This is a genomic window from Micromonospora sp. WMMD1155 (assembly GCF_029581275.1).
Taxonomy (GTDB): Bacteria; Actinomycetota; Actinomycetes; order Mycobacteriales; family Micromonosporaceae; genus Micromonospora.
Map to the genome: position 1 here is coordinate 107948 of NZ_CP120742.1, position 19418 is coordinate 127365.

Sequence of the window (19418 nt, forward strand, 5' to 3'; positions counted from 1 at the left end):
CGACGGTGCTTGGGATGATGACGCGCCGGTCGAGTTGGACGACTGGTTGCGCCGGTATGGCGTTGCCAAGCCCGCACAACCAGTGCGCCAAGGGTGGTGGTAACCCGCCGAATGCTCGTTCGGGGCTGCACTCTGTCACCGCCTTCTCGCATGATGTATAGATGGCGGGTGCTCCGCGCCAACCGGCGGCCAACCAAGCTGCACGGAGCACCCTGACCGACCAGCCAGTCAGCAGATCGGCGTGGATAACTTTCCTCGACGTCCCTAATGTCGGGAAAGAGGTCCGAAGCAACTCCCGACAACATCGATCGTTGTCGGGACCACTCTCGTGCATCAAGGACGACCGACCGCATGAGCACCGGCCAGCGCGAGCCGCGCCGCAACGCCCGCCCGTACACCGTCGACGAGGGCACCATCCGCACGCGGTCCGCGAACCCGGACGCCGCCGAGTACACCCTTTACGTGCGCGGCCTGATCACCGACTACCTGGGCGTCGGCGGGCAGGCGAAGATCCTCGAGCACGCCCATAACCGGGGCCTGCACTACCCCGGGCTCAACCGGCAGAAGCTATCGGAGCAGCTCAGCCGCTACCGCCTGGGCCCAACCTGGGAGATGACCGAGCTGATCATCGCCTGTCTGCCCGACACCTGCGACGCCGCCGGCATCCGCGCCCTGGCCGCCGGCTGGTACCAGTGCGCTCGCGGTCGCCTGCCCGACGGTTACAACGGTCCGGTCAGCCGCCCGCCGGGCAAACCCGGGCAGCGCAACGTCCCGGAGAGCGAACCCGCCATCCCGGTCCTGCAACGGCAGGTCGCACGTCTGCAGGAGCGCCTGCGCGCGGAGACTGAGCGTCACGTCAACAACCTGCGGGCCTCGGAGAACGCCCGCAACCAGGCGATCCGCCAGGCTAACCAGCTTGAGGTGCAGTTTCATCAGGTCAGGGAGGAACTGCTGAGGGTGCGTGGCGTCGCCGGGGAAGTCGCGACGATCCGCGAGGAGTACGCGCGCCAGTGCGTCGCGCTGGAACTCCTCGCCGCGCCCGGCCTGCGCGCGATACCCATCATCGATTTGCCGGAGTTGCCCGCCACCCACCGGCGGATCCGCTTCGGACTCCTTGTCGCCACGATCGACGCCCAAGCCCCACCCGCCCGCCGGGCTTTGGCCCGCTACCTGTGCGTCTACGCCGAGTTCGCCGGCGTCTCCCCCACCGAGCTGGCCACCCGGGCAGACATCGCGACGGCCGTGACGGTGGACATCCTCGCTGGCCGTCACGTGCCCACCGCCGCTCACGCCACCCGCCTGGCCACTGTCCTCCACTGCGAGACCGACACCCTGCGCCACCTCATCAGCGCCACCAGCAGCAGCACGGCCCTCGACGAAGACTTTTGGAACATAGCCCGCGCCGTCGACACCCCAGCCGCACCGGACAGCCCGCTCGGCACCGGGAACGTTGTCGGGTCGGATCCCGACAACCCTGTCACGCGTCCACACCCCGACCCGACAACGGCGCCACTCGCCCCGATCGTCGAGCGGCTGCGCCAACTCGCAGCTGTGTACGAGCAAGGGCTGGTCAGCGACGGCGAATACGCCGAGCATCGCAGCCGGATCCTCGGCGAGCTGTGAACCGAAGCAGACGAAACCGGCCCGCGCGGGCCGCTCGCCAGAAATCCCACTGACCTCCGCGCCAGAAGGCCGACAGCTCTTAACGTCGTGCTTGCCGCATTCCAAAGCCACATCGACTACGGCTCGGGCGCAGTGACCGGTTTGCGCATCGGCACCTGATGGCCGAGGACACTGACCCTCAGGCCCAGGACAGGGCGTCAGGAATCGAGCCGCAGGCGCTCCAGAATCTCCAGGACGGAGGCACCGTAGGGCGACATGTGCTGCTCCGGTGCCAACGCGTTCAAGCCGCAGGCCCGGAAGAAGGCAATGTGCTCGCTGGCATCGTCTGCCCGGCGCTCCTGAGGCATGAGCACCAGGAACGACAGGCCCGCCGCGTGGGCACCTTCGGCAACGCGGCGCATGAGGGCGCGACCGGCACCCTTGCGCTGACCCTCGGACGCCACCGCGATGGCGAAGATAAAGGGGTGGTTGTCACCGTGACCGGACGGCACCGTAGAACCGTAGTCGCCGTAGTCGAAGTCGACGAGGACACCGCCAATGACCTTGGCATCGCCGTCGGTGCCCGACTCCACGGCCACCCAACACTGCAGACCCTCAGGGTCACAGTCGAGCTCGAAAGCGTTCAGGATGTCCGCCAGCGCGTCCAGGTCGACCGGGGTCGGCTGTCGCACCTCGATCACCCGGTCATCGTACCGAAACCCCCGACTTCACTCTTCCCCTGAAGCAGCTTCCGAGCGGGACTCGTCACCTTCCTGACACCCCGGCATCCGGTCGGCGGATCACCAGCGTCGATCAGTCCCGGCACGCTCGCGTAGGTGAAGCCCCTACATCCCGCGCAGACGCTCACACTCACGGCCGCCGCAGTCGTTGGCATGGTCATCTGCGGGGCAAACATCGGCGACGACAAACCGGCCGCCGAGAGTCGGCCTCAACTGTCCGCGTCAGCTCAGGTGCAGCGCATCACCGCCACGAACGCCGGCACCAACAGCCCTGTGCCGATGCCGCAGTCCACCGCCATCGCCGTCGCGCCCACCAGCGCGGCGCCGGCCCGAGAACGGGCACCCCAGCCGTCGCGCACCAGCAGTCCACCCACAACGGCGTACTACAAAAACTGCGACGCGGTCCGAGAGGTCGGAGCCGACCCCCTCTACCCGGGTGAGCCCGGCTTCCGACCTGAACTGGACCGGGACGGGGACGGGGAGGCGTGCGAACCCGACGGCGGCAACGGCGACACCGGCCCGGACCCGGACAGCGACGTGTACTACGCCAACTGCATAGAGGTTCGAAAGGCAGGCGCCGGCCCGATCCACAAGGGCGACCCCGGCTACTCGCGCAAACTGGACCGAAACGGCGACGGCATCGGCTGCGAGTAGCGCCATGGCGCGACGAAGCCTTCGAGCGCCGAGCCATCCCGGTCGACGACAGGTGGAGCAATATGTGCGCGCTGGCCGTGCGCCGAGGCTGGTCTAGGTCTGGTCTAGGTCTCGCCCGCAAAGGGCGCCCGCTGATGTGATGCCAATGGTCAACACTGCTCAGGACAGGTCGCCGCCGGCGGCAGCGTTCTCGGCTAACTCAGCCTGCACGGTTCAGTCGATCGATACCCGCGTTGATGGGCCTCGTCGTCATCATCGTCAGGCAAGAGCCCGGCGAACCAAACCCGGATCAAGTACTCCTCGACCCCGTCGTAGGGCGCGAAATGGGCCGCCCATGCCGATGCCGGTGACGCCGTCATGGGTTCATCCAAACGCCGCAACGCCGCGAGGGCTTCAGCCCGACCGCGGCTCTGCACCTGCGCGGTGTAGAGACCAGGGCCAGTCGGGAGGTCGATCCCCCCGATGGACGTGCCGCTGCCGTCGGACATCTGCAGCGTGCCGCTGGGGCACGCCAGCTCGAAGACCGAGACGTCGTCGAACCCGATTGCCGGGCCGGCCGACCCGTCCCACACCTCCAGACATGCTCGTACTCTGAGAAGGTCCTGAGCGGCGGTCACATACACTTCGAACTCTGTCGCCGCGGCGCCGCTCTCGTGCGACCGGGCTAGTGCCTCGTGGCCGCCCTCTGTGGCGTCGCATTCCTCATCGCGCACCGTGAAGAATCGGTAGTCGGGTCGGAACAACAGTTCGTGGTGAGAGATCAGGCTGCTCATCGTTCTCTCCCGATGCGTACCTTCGGCCAGGCAGCCTCGGGCTTGGGGTTGGTGTCGGCAGTGCCATCGGGATCAGGCCCAGACGCACTCGGGTGGGTGGTGACGTGGGCCTATCCAGCACACCACCGGTACCTGAAATCTGCCAGGCGTCCAGACCTTCTTCGCCGCAGGGGCCAGAGATGGTGCCGCGGTGATCTGCTGGCTTGACTGATCGGCGACTCAACCGCCGGAGCGCCGGTAGCACTCATGCCAGACAGCCGCCTTCGTCGGCAGGTCGTCCCTGGCCCGGCGCAGTGGAGACAATCTGGAGGTTGTTCAGCTGACACCGGCGTCGAGAACACCCGCCACCGCCTTGGCCATGGGAAGGCGGAGTTTCGAACGGCGCCCAGCGCCAGGATGGGCCACCGGCTGCGCTGGGCCAGGTCCCGCAGTTCGTCTTGCCGCATTGGTTTCCCTGGTTACCACTGCTGGATCCCTGATCAGTCGAACAACCGGCCTACGAGGGCCGCTTGGCCGGATTGCAGGACGTGCGCGGCTCGTAGCGGTATCCAGAAGCACTCGAATTGGGTGGGCTCCTGCTCGCCGTCGTGGTCTTCCTGGCTCGCCCATCGCTCGGGCGTAGCCTCGTGCAGCGCCAGCTCGAAGACGTGCCGACGTTGGATCTCGAAGCGGAGCGGGCTGATGTCGTACTCGATCTCCCCCAGCTTGCGCACGACGGTAAAGCCGGTCAGTCCGGTCTCTTCGCGGGCCTCGCGCAGCGCCGCGTCCGCCGGGTCCTCACCGGGGCGGACGCTGCCGCCGGGCACCTGGATGCCTACCTCCTCGTAGCTGAAGTCGGTGTGGCGGAAGACGAGCAAGTGCCCTCCCGCACGACGTAGCAGAGAACCTTGCTGGTGATCACCTTGTCGGGCACGGTGCCTTCCTCCACTCCTTTCCTCTGGTGCGTCTACCCGGGGTCTGGCAGGTGTTTATCGGGCGGGCCGAAGATGGCTTCCTGGGCCGCTCGGGCGAGGGTGGCCTGGGTGGTGGCGGGTAGTCCGAGCCTGTTCCAGTGGAAGATCACGTGCAAGGCGATTACGGCCCGCAGACCACGGGTGAGGGTGCCCCTTTCCCGTTGGCGGTGTAGAGCCGCGCCGACGTGTGCGAATGCGGTGTGCCAGTCGCCGGAAGTGCGAGGTGCGCCGAGCAGCAGGCTTCGAACGTCTCCGGTGAACCTCTCCCACCTGCGGGGATCGGTTATGGGTGCCTGGTTGAGGTGTGCCGCGCGGTGCTCGAGGACTTGTGCCCAGACGTCACCTTGCTCGTTCGGGTCCAGCCCTGCTGCGCGCATCAGGGCGCTGCACAAGATCAGGGAGTGTTCGCGCCGGGCTGTGGGGTGCTGGTGGAGGTAGGTGAGGAGGTGGCGGCTGTCATGGTGGAACAGCGTGTGGGCGGTGGTCATGGCGTCGTGGCCGCCGAAGGCGTGGGTTTCGGGTTCGTAGATGTCGCCGGTCCAGGTGGCCCCTTCGGTGAGTAGCCGGCGGGCCTGGTCGCCGCTGTCTGGGCTGTCTGTGGGGAGGTAGCGGATGCGCCAGGCGCCTTTGCGGATGAACCACCAGGAGGTGATCAGGCCGGCGGTCTCGGCGGCGGGAAGCACTCGGCGCAGGTGGGCGACGGCCTGCTTCTCGCGCTCCTGGGCGGTCTGGCCGGGGTAGGTGATGTTGACCTGGTGCCAGGGGGTGTGGTCCACGGATGGCTCTTTCAGGTAAGGAGGAGACAGGCGTCCCAGGCGGCGGCGACGGCCGTGACGAGGTCGGCGCCTGCCCTGCCATCGAGCAGCCCTTCGGGCTCGTTGGTGGTGGGGGCGGCCTGCCGGTGGAGATCTTCTACGGCAGCCAGGGGTATCAAGGTGAGGGCATCGGAAGCGACCCGGCGGGCGGTAGCCACCAGTCCGGCGGTGCCATGGCACAGGCTTCGGTCGGTGAGCCGTCGAAGCTGTTCGGGGTCGGTGACGCAGGTGGTGAAGGCGGTCTCGGCGAGGCGCTGCCGAGTGGTGTCGCGCAGGGCTTGTGCGGCGAGTTGCTGGGCGCGGGCTATGCCGGGGGTGCCGTAGCACCAGGACGGCCGCAGCGGGGTCCGCTGGGCGGGTGTTCCGCGGTGTAGGTCAGTGAGGGTGATGGTTTGCGGCCACCAGATCATGCAGTCGGTGTGCTGCTGCCAGGCGTCCAGCCATCGGCTGATGCGATGGATCGCCGTGGTGTGTCCGGCGACGGTGATCCCGTCGCGGAGGGTGAGGGCGAGCAGTGCCAGTGGGCCGGTGATGCCATGGGCCATGCCGAAGTTCGCGTGACCGCCGACGGGCGGTAGCTGGCGGCGATCGGGCCCGTTCCAGCACCACCAGCCGGGTAGCTCGCCTCGCGGTTCGGTGAGCCGGACGAGATAGTCCAGGACCTGGCGGAGCAGGTCGTGATCGCCGAGCCGGCGCAGGACGACGCCGAGCCCGGTCAGTCCGCGGATGAGGTCGTACTCGGCGTAGTGCGGCTGCTCGTGTCGGTCGATGCGGCGGTGGGCGGCGTCGAGTCGTCGACGGGTCACCGTGGCGGTGCCGTCGGCGGTGGCCGCTCGTGCCTGGGCGAGCCCCGGGTGGTCGGTGGTGGCGAGGACGAATGCGAGCGCGGGAGCGCCGTAGAAGAGGCTGACCCCATCGGCGATGCTCACACCACCAGCGATGGCGTCGCGCAGTGCCTCGTACGCTGCCGGCCTGTTGCCGGTTTCGAGGTGCAGCAGGGCGATGCCGGCCGCGCCGTCAGCGAGGGACTGTCCCACGGTCACGGCTTGAGCCCTGCGAGGGTGGTGCGGGCGATGGTGCGGACCAGCCGCAGGCAGTGCCGCTCGGAGGCGGGGTCGACGCCGATCATGCGGGCGTGGTGCAGGTGCAGCAGGTCACCCAGCACGTCGTCGGGGTCGAACCCGTCATGGGCGACCATGGAGCGGTAGGCGGCCAGCGCTGCGGCGAGCCGCTCGTCATGCACTGGGCGTCGGGCATGTTCGAGCTGGGCGGGGTCGAGGCGGGGGCCGGTACGGTGAGGAACCTGGGTCGCGAGCCAGCGCGGGCCGTCGCCGGTGAAGCCTTCGGCGATGGCGATCATCCCAGCGGCGGTGGCGGCTTGGCGGTCACCGGTGAGCCGGTGCAGGGCGGCGCGGGAGTCGGCGGCGAACACCCGCTCGGCGGCGGCGAGGGTCGCTGCGGCGCCGTGGCGGGTTTCGGGGCGGTACGGGTGCAGGCTGTAATCGTGGACGACGGAGTCGTCGTGCAGGTGCTGCACCCAGCGGGCGAGGTGGCGGGTCGTGTCGGCAAACCGGCCGGTGTCCGGAAGCGGGATGCGTAGCCGCAGGTGCGGCTCGGGGTGGGGATACCTCAGGAACCACCAACCGGCTGGGAGGTGGTCGGCGGGGCGGCGGGCGAGGTCGGTCAAGATGTCATCGAGCCGACCGTGTAGGTGTGCCTCGATCCACCGTGACTGCCCTGGCCAGTGCTGAACAGTGGTGGCTGGTCGGGCTGGTCGGGCTGGTTGAGCGGCCGGCGCGGGGTGGGTGAGGGTGAGCAGGAGTTCGGCGGGGCGGTCGTCGATCCAGCCCGCTGGCCCTGGAGCCTCGGTGATCACAGTGCGGGGATGCCGTTCGAGGTGGTCGCGTAGGACCGCCAGGTGGGCGGGGTTGTCCAGGTCAAGGCGTAGGCGTATGTCGTCATCGCCGACCAGGACCTGCTGCGGGATGTGCCGTCGGAGGCGGTGTCGTCGCCAGGCGTCACGCCACTGCGCCCATGTTGTCCCCTGAGCGGGAAGCGCGGTGTGGTCGACGATCCAGCGGGCGGGGTGCAAGATGGTGCGTCCCCGTCGCAGGCGGGGTAGGAACGGCAGGCCGCTGGCGTGTCCCCAGTCGAACCGGCTGCAAGGTGCCGTCCAGGCGGTCCAGATCTCGGCCAGGAACCGCATCAGCGGCTGCTGCAGCGTAGGCAGCAGGACGCTGTTGAACAGCAGCGGCTCGACGGGCTGACCGGTGGTCAGCGATACCAGCCACAACCAGCGTCCGTCGCCGACCACCGCCAGGTCTTCGATCGTGTACGGCGGTGCCGGGTGGAAGTCGCCGACCGGGAGGACGGGCAGCAGCTCGGGCATCCGGGCTACTGCGGTGAGGCGGGCGTCAAGGGGTGGTCCGGACAGCTGCAGCGGGGCCGCGCCGGGCAGGGCGGTCGGCAGATGCCGGTAGACCTGTTGGAATCCGGCGAGTTCAGCGGGGGTGAGCAAATGTAGGAACCGAGCCGCCGCGACCCCGGCGTGGCGTGATCCGCTGAGCACCGTCAGGACGAACGACCCGCGGTCCAGATCGTGCGGGGTGTCGGCGGCGAGGGTGAACCGCAGTTCGGTGTGCGGGATCGGCGGCCGGTCGTCATTCCCGCGGAGCCGGTCGATCAGCGCGTCGTCGAGCACCACCTCGGTGCAGCCGTCGAGTGCGGCCTGCTGCGCGAGCTGTCCGAGCAGCTGGTCGCGGGCGGTGAATAGCGCTGGGGCGCGGCGAGTGGATCCCCGGTAGCCGGCCGGAAAGCCCAGCACGTTCAGGACATCACGGATGGGAACAGCCGCTCCTGGGCCCCATCGCTCGATGAACGCGTTGTGGTACTCGGCCCATCCGGGGGCAGGTGGTGGCGCTACCGCCACGAGGGTCGACGCGGCCCGCTTCGCTTCGTGCAGGACCGGCGGGGGCAGGGTCACGGCGATGTCGGCACGTAGATCGACGGCGGTCCGGCTGCCCGGCTCCGGAATGACGCAGTGGCGGGCGACCTGAGCGGCCGGGTCGGTGGCGGTCATGGGTGGGCGTAGAGCCGACAGCAGCACCCCGGTGTGAACCAGGTCGGCCAGCAGCCGCTCGGCGTCGGCGATGCTGGCGGGTCCAGCGATCGTCTCGGCGAGGTCGGCGAACCTGACCGGGGACCGGGCTGCCTGGATCGCGGTCCGGACTGGGCTGGTCAGGCGGACCTCGATGTCCCACCGCCGCTCGGCGCTGGCGTGGGCGCAGGGCAGAATCCACCTGTCGCCGCGCCGGTACCCCACCGAGTTCGTCACGACGGGGACGGTGCGCAGGATGGCCAGGTCGTGTTCGGCCCGCGCGGTGTGCTCGGCGATGAACTGGCCGTCGGAGCGGGAGACCGCGCGATGGGCCGCGCCCAGACGGACCGCCGCGCGAGCGCCGAACTGGACCGGGGCGACACCGGCGAACGTGCCGAACGGGGTCGCACGGGTGGTCCAGCGCAGCAGGTACCGGACTGCTGATTGCACCAGTCGCCGCAGCCGCTGCGGTGGCATCGGCTCCCCGCTCAGCGTGCGATGGATCTGGTCGGCCAGCTGCGGCGCCGCACCGGTAACGGCTGCCGCGAACCCGGGCAGCGTCCACGCCTTGTCCAGCCACTCGCGCCACTGATACGGATGACCGTGGGCCATGTCGGGCCAGGGCGGCAGAACGAGGCCCTTGGGGTAAGCGGCGATTCTGATCAGCGCCGCACCAGCTGCGGGAAACATGAGGCACCACCGAATCGTCGGGCCCGGCGTGCTCGACGCCGGGCCCGATCATGAGAGGAACGGATGGGTCAGTTGCCGCCGTCGCACTTCGTGGTGCAGGCGTTGGAGCCGGTGTTGCCAGAGCCGCACCCGTCGTTGGTGGAGGTGGCGTAGCCGCCCGAGGTGGGGCCGGCGTCGACCAAGCTGACGTCCAGGGCGAACTCCGAGGCGTCGTTTTCGTTCACGTGCGTTCCCTTCTATGCGGGGGTGAAGGTGAGGACGAAGCGGCTGTGCCGCTTGTCCAGCACCGTCCCGGCCGGCAGGTCGCCGTCGGGAGTACCAGCGGGCAGGACGTGCAACACCGGCGAGGGGCTGCCCACATTCAGCCAAGTGCGCATCTGTCCGACCATCCGCCCGGCCGCCGACGCGGCGTCGGGCCCGTGTGCACAGGCGCCGAGGTCGAACATGTCGTCGTCGTTCCAGCGCAGCGTCGAGCGGTAGCAGAACGCGCCGTTGTCGAGGGCGGCCGGTGTGCCGAAGCGCCACGCCGGGGCGACGACGCCGGCATCCACGGCCTCCTGCTGAGCCGTGAGAACAACGAAGTGCTGTCCCGCATCGGTGATGCGGATCGCCAGCCACAGGTCGAGGTCAGCCAGGACGGTACGAGGGGGCAGGCTCACCCCGGCCCATGCCTGCGTCTGCGGCTGCGCCAACAGCTCACTGACGACGTGGCGATTGACCTGCTGGTCCTCGTCCAGCCGCAGGTGAACCCCGTCAGCGATGTCGACGTACCGCACCTGATGTGCCCCGGCGCCCTGCATCGACACGAACCCGCACAACCGCTGGCTGTGGCTGACCAGCCGATCGCCGGTCCGACGCATCGCCCATGAGCGGGTCATCCCGAACGTCCGTAGCGGCACGACGAGCGTTCCGTTCTCGGCGAGCTGCGCGGTCCAGGCCGGTGAGATGTCCCAGGCGCCGACCGTAACGATGATCAAGTCGTATGGACGGCCCGGGTTGACCGGTTGCTCGGCGTCCACGCACACCACGACTATGTCGTCGTAACCCGCCGCGGTGAGGCAGGCGGTGGCCCGCTCGGTCACCTCGCGATCGATGTCAACAGTGGTCACCGAGCCCGACGGGCCGACCAGCTCGCGCAGCAGCGCGGCGTTGTATCCGCCGGAGCCGATCTCCAGGACGTGCCGACCGGGCAACCCGCCTTCGACGGCGTCGGCGGCCTGACCGAGCATCTCCGCGATGAGCCACGGCGCCGACACCGAACTGACCGCCTCGTCGCCGATCCGCTTAGTCACCACGGCCTGGTCGGCCCGGTACGCCTCCGCAAGCGCGGCATCCGGAGTGAACAGATGGCGAGGCACGGACCGTAGTGCCGCCTCCACCTCGGGCCGCATGACCAGCCCTTTCTCCATGTGATCAGCGACGAGCTGATCGACCATTGCGGCGTGGAGATCCTCGCCGCTCACCGTGTCGACACTCATTCGGGTGCTCTCCCTCTCCATCAGGACCTCCCGATCGGGTGGTCCGCCGTACCGCTCTTCTCGGGCTCAACAGAGCGTCAAGCCGCTGGACTCGCCAAGTCACACGGGTATCTCAAGTCGATGTGGTGCCGGTCGAAGGTCGCGTCCTGCTGGCGGTCATGGGCGCCCGGGTAAGCGCCCATGGGCATGATCGTTCGTGCGGCGGGAAGGCCGGGGCGCAGCCGTTGTACCAAGATCTCGGCGCGGAGCGGACTCCTGCTGCACTGCAGCCTCCCGTGCTAAGTCGATGGCGGATCCGACGAGCAGCCAACGGCATGTCTCCACAATCGCCCGGCGAGTCGGTGTAGTGAATGCCGAGCATGCGGACGAAGCGGCTGTCCGCATGTGCGCCACCGGTGAGCCTCTTCCGTACATACGCATCTCGGTGTTCGTGGTTGCGCCGCGCTGAACACCGAGTGACCCTATGTGCGCGATAGTCACGCTGATCATCGCCATAGTGGTGCGAACAGTCACGAGGAGGCGGTGCTATGGGCCAGACCCCGCGGATGCTCCAGCCGTCCCTGTCCGAGCGCCACTTCTTCGGTGCAGAGCTGCGTCGGCTGCGGGAGCGGGCCAACCTCTCCCAGGCGCGACTCGGCGCGATGATCCGCTTCAGCGCCGACCTGGTGCGTCGGATCGAGACAGCGGACCGTTTCCCATCCCGGGAATTCGTCGAGGCCTGCGACAGGGCGTTGGAAGCCGGAGGGGCCTTGACCCGCCTGCTACCTCTTCTCGAGGAAAGTCGCAACAGCGAGAACATGCGGGCAACTTCCCCGAGCGGTTCTGGCAACCCAGACACCCTGCTGCCCACCCAATTGAAGGAGAAGGCCGGGGTGGCGGGCATGGTCGTCCGTGTTCCCTTCCAACCAGGTGTCCTCGGTCGCGCCGCCCTTGACTGGCTGAACGCTGCGGCGGACCCCCGGCCGCCCGTGGTCGGACGACCCGGCTCGCCTGACCAGGTTGACGAAGAGGATCTTCATGCGGCGGAGACCGCTCTGGCGATGTTCCGGCAGTTGGACCACACTCACGGCGCCGGACGAGTCCACGCGCAGGTGCAGCGGTACGTCGAAGGCGAACTGAACCGGCTGTTGGCGAACACCCCCACCTCCGAGGCTGTCGGCCGGCACCTCTACACGCTGGCGGCGGGATTCTTCGAGCTCTGCGGATACCAGGCGGTCGACACGGGCGCCCATGGCCTCGCCCAGCGCCGCTATCTTCGCGCTCTACGTCTGACGGAAGCTGCTGGCGACCGCCTTTACGGCAGCTACCTACTAGCCGTGAACATCGGCCACCTCGCGCTGCACTGCGGGCACCCCGAGCCGGCACGCAGGATGGCGCTGACGGCGGTGAGAGGAATCGAGACCCAGGCGACTCCCGCTGTGACAGCCGCGCTGCAAGCGGTGGTGGCGCGCACGCACGCCCGCCTTGGACGCGAAGACGACTGCCTGACCCACCTCAACATCGCGGAGAGGCAACTGGCCCGTAGCAAGCCCGACGACGAGCCGGCGTGGATCCGATATTTCGACGCGGCCTACCTCGCCGACGAGATCGCCCACTGCTTCCACGACCTGGGCCGACCGCAGCAAACCCAACGGCACCTGGGTAACGCCCTCACTGCCCTGAGCCCGACCCATGTCCGGAGACTCGCCATTGACACCGCGCTCCTGGCCTCGTCGTTGGCCGCCGCCGGCCGCATCGACGAAGCCTGCGCCACCGCACGCGAGGCAGTCGACCACGCCGCACGAACCACCTCACACCGCTGCCTGCAGCGCATCGTCGAGGTACAGGCCGACCTCGAGCCCTATCGGTGCGAGCCGGAGGTCCGCGAGTTCAACGAGTATGTGCGTCACCGACTACCGCTGGCCTCTGTGTAACCCCGTTGATGGGTGGCGGCAGCCGCCATCACCGAGTGGTAGTGAGCCAGCTCCGCCTCCAGCGCCGCGCCCGCTCGATGGGACGACGCCACGTAGTGGCCGACATCAGCAAGAAGCAACACCTCGGGCGCCATACCGAGAGACGTCAAATCCTCGGCAAGGTCGCGGACATTCTCGATTACGGCCACCTCGTCGGCGGTGCCATGAATGAGCAGCACCGGCCGTTGGACATCGGCGGCACGGACCCGGCCGGCACCACCTCGCAGCCGCATCGCGTGCGCCCGCTGGAATCGGGGCACCGTCTGCGCCCACCGGTCAGGATCCACGATCGCCGACACGGCCGTGGCAGCGGCGAACGGGCCGCTTTGGGCCACCGCGTGCAACGCGGTATAGCCGCCGGCACTGGCACCTCGGATGAACACCTGCCCCGGCACCGCTCGCCCCGTCGACAACAGGTGACCCGCCACCTCGGCGCAGTCACCTACATCGTCCAGACCCCACCGGCCGTACAGCGATTCTCGGAACACCCGGCCGTACCCGGTGCTACCGAGGTAGTCGACATCAACGACGGCGAACCCGCGACTGGTGAAGAACTGCGCCTGCCAATCCAGTCGCAGTAGGCAAGATGCGGTAGGCCCGGGATGCGCCCGAACGACCACCGGCGCCTGCCAGGCTGCCGCCGCTCCCGTCGGCGGATAAACCAGGGCGAGCACCTCCCGACCATTGGCCACCCGAACGCGCAGCTCCGCCGGCGTCGAAACGCCCGCCCCGTCGAGTCCGGCGTGCTCCGGCCTGGCAAGCACCTCTACCTCAGGGTCGGTGTCCGCCAGGTCCACGAGCGCGACCTGCGGGGCCGCGGTCGGCGACGATCCGATCAACGCCACCGTCGTCCCTCGAACGGCCAGGTACGGCTTGATCGACGTGTACGGAAGGTCGACCGGGCGGACGATGCCGTCGGCCTCGACGACGACAAGGCGGTGCTGCGGCCCTTCCTGCACCGCCATGACGATCCGACCGTCGTCGAGGAAGCCATACGACGCGTAACCCAATTCCCACGGCTCCGCGGCGCACTCACCCGCGATCGGCGCCACCGCCTCCACCTCGAGCCTGTTCCACCGGTAGAGGTTCCACCAGCCACTGCGGTCCGACACGAAGTACAACGCCCCGTCGGATCCCCACTGCGGCTCCACCGCAGACTCCTCCGGACCGCCGGCCAGTCTCACTGCGCCGTAGACCTGACCACGCGGCGAGTAGGACGCCACCCATATTTCACACGCGTCCCACGGCATGTCGCGCTCACTCCACTCGGTCCAGGCCAACCAACCCGGACCTGGCCGAGGCGCACCGAGGAACCCCGGGGACGAGACGAGAGTTCGCACCTTCGGAGCTGCGGTGAGCGATACCGCGACGAGTTCGTCACCCTGCTCCGACTCCCGCACGGCCAGCAACTCGCCGTCGCCGACCGTCAGGTCTCCGAAGGATCCATGAGTAACCAATTCGAGTTTTTTGTTGCGGCGACGGCTCCGGTAGAGGCCATCTCCGCCCACGCACCACAACCTCCCCTCCACGAGAGCAAACGATCCGCCCCCGTACGCGTGAACGCTGCTGGCGACATCAAAGCCCTTCGGACTTACATCTCGCATGCCCTCGCCGGGCCGCCACTGTGTCACCGTCGTACCCCCGCCAGCGTCGGGGCGAGTCTCCAGCCAAAACAGGCCGTCATCACCGGTACGCAGTTGGTCGTAGCTCACCGAGGCGCGGACGGCGTCGTCCACCGACACTTCAGCGACCCTGTCGCCCAGCCTCACGAATCCTCCTCGAACAACTTCCGGCGGGCCGGACGACGGCGGGCTCGTCAACCCTCGGCGGGACACCGGCGTGGCCACCTGCAGGGGCTAACCCTTGGGCCGGTGTGAGTGTCTAGACGTGGCCGACTCTACGTCCGAGCGCCTTGTCCCTGCCCCCGGATCACCCCACAAATTGCCTCCTCCCGATCGCTCCCGCGGCCATGCCGATGCGGACAACAGCTCTCGTCCAGCATCATTTTTGATCATGTTTTGGGGCTCGGCAGGAGGCCGTAATGGTCGGCGAAGAAGCGGACAAGTTCTTCAAGTACGGCTTCGCCCTTGGCGGCAGTGGCGTGCGACGGCAAACCGATGACGCCGCTGCTGGTGTAGCCACTCATGCCCCGCGTGAGGAGGTGACGTCGGTCGTCCGCTAGGTGGTCGGCATGCTGGAAGCCATCACGAACCACCTCGGGCGCAACGTGCAGAAGCAGCGAAACCTCGAGCTCACCAGCATGCATGTCCTGGTGAGCTGTGCTGTGCAGGCCGGCGGCAACTCGCGCGTCGTCCCAGTCGGCCCGAGCGGGAAACAGGGTCATCCTCGGTCCAGCGACATTGGCTTCCTGAACGACGTTGGCAAGCGCGTAGTTCCCTCCATGGCCGTTGATCACAGCGAGCTGATCGATGCCCGATTCCTGCAGGGAGCCGGCGATATCAACGACCACGGCGGCGAGGGTGGTGGCGCTGATACTGACCGTTCCACGCCACCCCGCGTGCTCATGGGAACAGGAGATCGTCACCGGCGGCAACAGAAAGAGGCCGTAGCGCTCGGCGACGGCCTTCGCGATCGCGCATGCCACGATGGTGTCCGTCAGCAGCGGCAGGTAAGCGCCGTGCTGCTCGAAACTGCCGACTGGGAGGACCGCGACGGACGCCCCTCGCTCGGACTCGTCGGTGCTCGTCGCCGTGGTGATCAGATCCACGGACTAATGGTTACATGCTTCGAGGGTCGCTTGCCGATAGGCGAGCACGAAGGCCGCCGCCTCTGGAACGGCTTGCTGCTGTCGAAGGGCCACCGCCGTCGGGTTCAACCAGCGCAAAGCCCGCGCGGAAGAGGTGCCTGTGGCCAACGCCAGGGCGTTGGCGGCCTCGGTCGCCGCGCGCTCGACATCGCCAATGCTGACGTAGGCGCTGGACAGGGCCGACCGCCAAAGGGCCTCGTCGACGCGCCACTGAGCTGGCCAATGGCGCAGGAGCTGCTCATAGAGATTGGCTGCAGCCGCCGGTTGACCGAGGAGAAGACGGCATTGCGCTTCGTGAGCAGCCACGTACACCGGATCGCAGTGGACGCCTACATCGATCGGCAGCTCCGAGCCCCTGTCGTCGCTGCCGGCGACCCTGTGCGCCTTGTCGATGCTGGCTGCGCAGGCGTTCTGATCGCCTCCCATCGCGTAGGCCTGGGCCTGGCGGATCAGCAGTAGTGCGCGGATACGGCCGGGTAACCGAACCTCCTCCAGCGCCCGCTGCGCCAGGGCGATGGCATTACGCGGGTCGAAGCGCTCAAGGGCGCGTTGGCTCTGCCTCATCAGGACGTAGCTTGTCAGCGTCGGCGCGTTAGCTTCGACGGCGTGCTGCTGCGCGCGTCGCAACCAGGCGTCAGCCTCGGCGGCGTCACTCTGCTCATCGATCCAGCTGAGGAACTCCGCCCACAGTGCCTGCGCGATGAGTACGTCTCGGCGGTCGGCTGAACGGCTCCGCCGCCCGATGGCGGCGGCGACGCTGATCTGTGCGTGGGCGGTGGACGCCATCCCGGCGTATCCGGTGCGGTTTCCGGCAATGGCCAGACCGGCGAGCTGCTCGTGCCACGAACGGAGCAGGTCGGGCTTGTCGGGATGATCGATGGAGGCCCGGAGTTGGCCCTCCGCGCCGTCGACCAAGCGGTAGCCGACGCTGGTGAGGCGACGCTCACTCTCGAGGTCTGACAGGAAGCGGGCCAGCTCGCCACCTGTCTGCAGTGCGCCCTCACACGACTCAACGAAGCGGGCGGACGGCCAACGTTCGGCCTTCTCCACTTTGCCGATGAGGTCCCCACTGACGTGCACCAGCCTGCCTAGAGCACGCTGGGACAGCCCGCGGCGCTCGCGCCACTGCCGAAGGGCGGCACCGAATCCATGCAGCGCCGATCGATGCGGGGTCAGCCGTCGTGGAGTTTGTGCCACCGGTACTCCTGGGTGCTTTGTGTCCGTCACTGCCGCATCCGGAAGGGTCTGACCATACGTGGTCGAACGCTACGCGGACAGTTGCATGCGGACAACAACGTGTGTCCGCATCAACGCTATCGACTCATCTGTCTCGGTGAGCAAATCTCGTTGCTGAGGCACCCATCGGCTTGCTGCTCGAAATCATTAGCAGCGGTTTAGGCGCGACTAATTAGTTGCCTTCGCTGACGATTTAGCTGCCAGGCGCAAGGTTGGCAAGGGCGCAAATATTTGAGGAGTGTGATGAGTTTCCAGAATGACCTATCCCGACATGGGTATCGACAGGAACTGAGCCGCCAGCTTCGGTTCCGGGACTTGGTCGCGTACGGGCTGGTGTACATGGTGCCGATCGCGCCGATGGCGATCTTCGGCAGCGTGTACGCCGGCTCCGGCGGCATGGTGGCACTGGCGTACGCGGTGGGTGTGGTGGCGTTGGTGTTCACCGCGTTCTCGTACGCGCAGATGGTGAAGGCGTTCCCGATGTCGGGCAGCGTCTACAACTACGCCGGCCGGGGCATCAGCGCGCCGGTCGGTTTCCTGGCCGGCTGGGTGATCCTGCTGGACTACGTGCTCGTACCCGGGCTGCTGTACCTGGTGGCATCGGTGGCGATGCACTCCACCGTGCCCGCGGTGCCGGTGTGGTTGTGGCTGCTCGGATTCGTCGGGGCCAACACGGTCGTCAACTCGGTCGGCATCCGGATGACCGCGATGGTGACCCGCGTGATGCTGGTCGGTGAGTTGATCGTCCTGGCGGCTTTCCTCGCGGTCGCCGGTTGGGCTCTCGCCTCGGGCAGGGGCCGGTTCAGTTGGGACGCCTTCTACAACTCCGACACGTTCACCTGGTCCCTCGTGGCCGGGGCGGTGTCGATCGCGGTGCTGTCCTTCCTCGGCTTCGACGGGATCAGCATGCTGGCCGAGGAGACCAAGGGCGGTTCCCGGCAGATCGGCCGGGCGATGGCGGCCGTGCTCATCCTGGCCGGCGTGCTGTTCATCGCCCAGACCTGGCTGGCCGCGATGCTCGTCCCGGACGCCGGCACCCTCCTCGCGGAGGGCGACGTGAACGGCACCGCCTTTTACGACGCCGCGGCCGTGGCCGGCGGAGGATGGTTAGCGACGTTGTGCGCGGTGGCGACGGCCATCGCGTGGGGCCTGCCGAACTCGATGGTCGCCCAGGTCGCCACGTCCCGGCTGCTGTATGCGATGGCAAGAGACCGGCAGCTTCCCGCCTTCTTGGCGAAGGTGTCGATCCGCCGGAACGTGCCGATCAACGCGACCCTGCTCACCGGCGCGGTGTCCCTGGTGCTCGGCCTGTACATGGCCACCCGCACCGACGGGATCACGCTGCTGTCGTCGCTGATCAACTTCGGGGCGATGGTCGCCTTCCTTGTCCTGCACGTCTCCGTAGTGGTGCACCACCTCATCCGCCGGCGCAGCGGCAACTGGTGGGCGCATCTGGTCATGCCCGGTATCGGGTTCGCGATCCTCGCCTACGTGGTGATCAACGCCAACATCGCCGCGCAGCGCCTCGGCCTGGCCTGGCTCGCCCTCGGCATGGTCATTCTCGCCGGCCTCTACCTGACCGGCCGCCGGCCCGCGCTGTCTGGTTTGGCGCCCGCGCAGCCGCAGGCCCGCCACGTGGAGCGGGTGTGACCATTATGGACACGATCACCTACCGGCCGGCCCGCGACGAGTTGGCCTACACCTTCGGCGGGCGGATGCCGGTGGCCCACGTCCGCTCCGGCGACATCCTGCGGGTGCACACCGAGGACTGTTTCGGCGGTCTCGTGCGCGGTCCGGCGGACCTGCCGTCGCAGGTGTGCCGGATGCCGTACCTGAATCCGGTGTCCGGGCCGTTCTTCGTCGAGGACGCCGAACCCGGTGACACCCTCGCCATCCATCTCGCCTCGATCGTCCCCGCCCGGGGCTGGGGTGTGTCATCGACGTTCCCGCACTTCGGGGCGCTCACCGGCACGTCCCAGACCGCGACGCTGCAACCGCCGCTGCAGGAGCGGGTATGGGTGTACGACATCGACCGGCAGGGCGGCACGGTCGGCTTCCACGCCGTGGCCAGCGACCACTGGGTGAAGCTGCCGCTGGACCCGATGATCGGCACGATCGGGGTCGCTCCTGGCGGGTTCGAGGCCCGCTCCACGATCGTCCCTGACTCCCATGGCGGGAACCTGGACACGCCGGAGTTGCGCGCCGGGGCCACCCTCTACCTGGGGGTGAACGTGCACGGGGCGATGCTCGCCCTCGGCGACGGGCACGCCCGCCAGGGCGAGGGTGAGGCCTGCGGCGTCGGGGTGGAGATCGCCACGACCACCACCCTGGTCATCGAGGTCATCAAGGGCACCCGGACGGTGTGGCCCCGCCTGGAGACCGACACGTCGATCATGTCGGTCGGCTGCGCCCGGCCCCTGGAGGACGCCTACCGGATCGCCCACCGCGACCTGGTCAGCTGGACCAGCACCCTCACCGGCCTGGAAGAACTCGACGCCTACCAACTGATTTCGCAGGCCGGCAGGGCACCGATCGGCAACGTGTGCGACCCGAACTACACGGTCCTGGCCGCCGTGGACAAGGCGCTGCTTCCGCACCCGACGGCCGCCTACGCGGGGGTGCACGCCCGGCTGCGCCAGCATGCGGCCGGGCTGCGGTAGG

15 protein-coding genes and 1 pseudogene are annotated in these 19418 nt (G+C 68.3%); 5 read left to right on the forward strand and 11 right to left on the reverse strand.

Annotated elements, in window-relative coordinates; translation table 11 throughout:
- The first annotated feature begins 351 nt into the window (after nucleotides 1–351).
- Nucleotides 352–1623, forward strand: a complete 1272-nt coding sequence (locus O7617_RS00225) for a hypothetical protein (protein WP_282260693.1) — start codon at nucleotides 352–354, stop codon at nucleotides 1621–1623.
- A gap of 197 nt (nucleotides 1624–1820) precedes the next feature.
- On the opposite strand, the gene O7617_RS00230 is transcribed toward O7617_RS00225, so the two are convergent.
- Entirely contained in the window at nucleotides 1821–2303 is a 483-nt protein-coding gene (locus O7617_RS00230; RefSeq protein WP_282260695.1) for a GNAT family N-acetyltransferase, read from the reverse strand.
- Between the two features lie 135 nt (nucleotides 2304–2438).
- Between O7617_RS00230 and O7617_RS00235 the strand changes: the two genes are divergently transcribed.
- Nucleotides 2439–2996, forward strand: coding sequence for an excalibur calcium-binding domain-containing protein (locus O7617_RS00235; RefSeq protein WP_282260697.1), 558 nt, complete (start codon nucleotides 2439–2441; stop codon nucleotides 2994–2996).
- 194 nt (nucleotides 2997–3190) lie between these two features.
- Here the strand turns inward: O7617_RS00235 and O7617_RS00240 are convergent, their stop codons facing one another.
- The 7 genes and pseudogenes from O7617_RS00240 to fxlM all read right to left on the reverse strand — a co-directional run bounded on the left by O7617_RS00240 (nucleotide 3191) and on the right by fxlM (nucleotide 10802).
- Nucleotides 3191–3769: a hypothetical protein gene (locus tag O7617_RS00240; protein WP_282260698.1), complete on the reverse strand. Its 579-nt coding sequence runs from the start codon at nucleotides 3767–3769 to the stop codon at nucleotides 3191–3193.
- Between the two features lie 479 nt (nucleotides 3770–4248).
- Nucleotides 4249–4682, reverse strand: a pseudogene (locus tag O7617_RS00245) (NUDIX domain-containing protein).
- A gap of 33 nt (nucleotides 4683–4715) precedes the next feature.
- The gene (locus O7617_RS00250; RefSeq protein ID WP_282260701.1) at nucleotides 4716–5498 is read right to left on the reverse strand and encodes a thiopeptide-type bacteriocin biosynthesis protein; all 783 of its coding nucleotides are present in this window, start codon (nucleotides 5496–5498) and stop codon (nucleotides 4716–4718) included.
- 11 nt (nucleotides 5499–5509) lie between these two features.
- Nucleotides 5510–6580: a lanthionine synthetase C family protein gene (locus O7617_RS00255; protein ID WP_282260702.1), complete on the reverse strand. Its 1071-nt coding sequence runs from the start codon at nucleotides 6578–6580 to the stop codon at nucleotides 5510–5512.
- Nucleotides 6577–9324, reverse strand: coding sequence for a lantibiotic dehydratase (locus tag O7617_RS00260; RefSeq protein ID WP_282260703.1), 2748 nt, complete (start codon nucleotides 9322–9324; stop codon nucleotides 6577–6579). The genes O7617_RS00255 and O7617_RS00260 overlap by 4 nt, the downstream gene beginning before the upstream one ends.
- Before the next feature lie 68 nt (nucleotides 9325–9392).
- Nucleotides 9393–9548: an FxLD family lanthipeptide gene (locus O7617_RS00265; protein WP_282260704.1), complete on the reverse strand. Its 156-nt coding sequence runs from the start codon at nucleotides 9546–9548 to the stop codon at nucleotides 9393–9395.
- A 12-nt stretch (nucleotides 9549–9560) separates the two neighbouring features.
- Nucleotides 9561–10802 (reverse strand): methyltransferase, FxLD system, encoded by a 1242-nt coding sequence (gene fxlM / locus O7617_RS00270; protein WP_282260705.1) that lies wholly within the window; start codon nucleotides 10800–10802, stop codon nucleotides 9561–9563.
- A gap of 527 nt (nucleotides 10803–11329) precedes the next feature.
- Between fxlM and O7617_RS00275 the strand changes: the two genes are divergently transcribed.
- Nucleotides 11330–12715 carry a helix-turn-helix transcriptional regulator gene (locus O7617_RS00275; protein WP_282260706.1) on the forward strand — a complete coding sequence of 462 codons (1386 nt, stop codon included), beginning with the start codon at nucleotides 11330–11332 and terminating at the stop codon, nucleotides 12713–12715.
- Here O7617_RS00275 and O7617_RS00280 read toward each other — a convergent pair.
- The 3 genes from O7617_RS00280 to O7617_RS00290 all read right to left on the reverse strand — a co-directional run bounded on the left by O7617_RS00280 (nucleotide 12688) and on the right by O7617_RS00290 (nucleotide 16718).
- A complete protein-coding gene (locus O7617_RS00280; RefSeq protein WP_348774210.1) occupies nucleotides 12688–13875 on the reverse strand; it encodes a prolyl oligopeptidase family serine peptidase in 1188 nt (395 codons plus the stop codon). The two genes, O7617_RS00275 and O7617_RS00280, sit on opposite strands and share 28 nt — an antisense overlap.
- An 890-nt stretch (nucleotides 13876–14765) precedes the next feature.
- Nucleotides 14766–15482 (reverse strand): creatininase family protein, encoded by a 717-nt coding sequence (locus O7617_RS00285; protein WP_282260708.1) that lies wholly within the window; start codon nucleotides 15480–15482, stop codon nucleotides 14766–14768.
- Nucleotides 15483–15485: 3 nt separating this feature from the next.
- Entirely contained in the window at nucleotides 15486–16718 is a 1233-nt protein-coding gene (locus O7617_RS00290) for a helix-turn-helix transcriptional regulator (RefSeq protein ID WP_282260709.1), read from the reverse strand.
- Between the two features lie 282 nt (nucleotides 16719–17000).
- Between O7617_RS00290 and O7617_RS00295 the strand changes: the two genes are divergently transcribed.
- Together O7617_RS00295 and O7617_RS00300 are read left to right on the forward strand one after the other, a co-directional pair.
- Nucleotides 17001–18407 (forward strand): APC family permease, encoded by a 1407-nt coding sequence (locus O7617_RS00295; RefSeq protein WP_282260710.1) that lies wholly within the window; start codon nucleotides 17001–17003, stop codon nucleotides 18405–18407.
- The gene (locus O7617_RS00300) at nucleotides 18404–19417 is read left to right on the forward strand and encodes an acetamidase/formamidase family protein (RefSeq protein ID WP_282260711.1); all 1014 of its coding nucleotides are present in this window, start codon (nucleotides 18404–18406) and stop codon (nucleotides 19415–19417) included. The genes O7617_RS00295 and O7617_RS00300 overlap by 4 nt, the downstream gene beginning before the upstream one ends.
- The last annotated feature ends 1 nt before the right edge of the window (nucleotide 19418 follow it).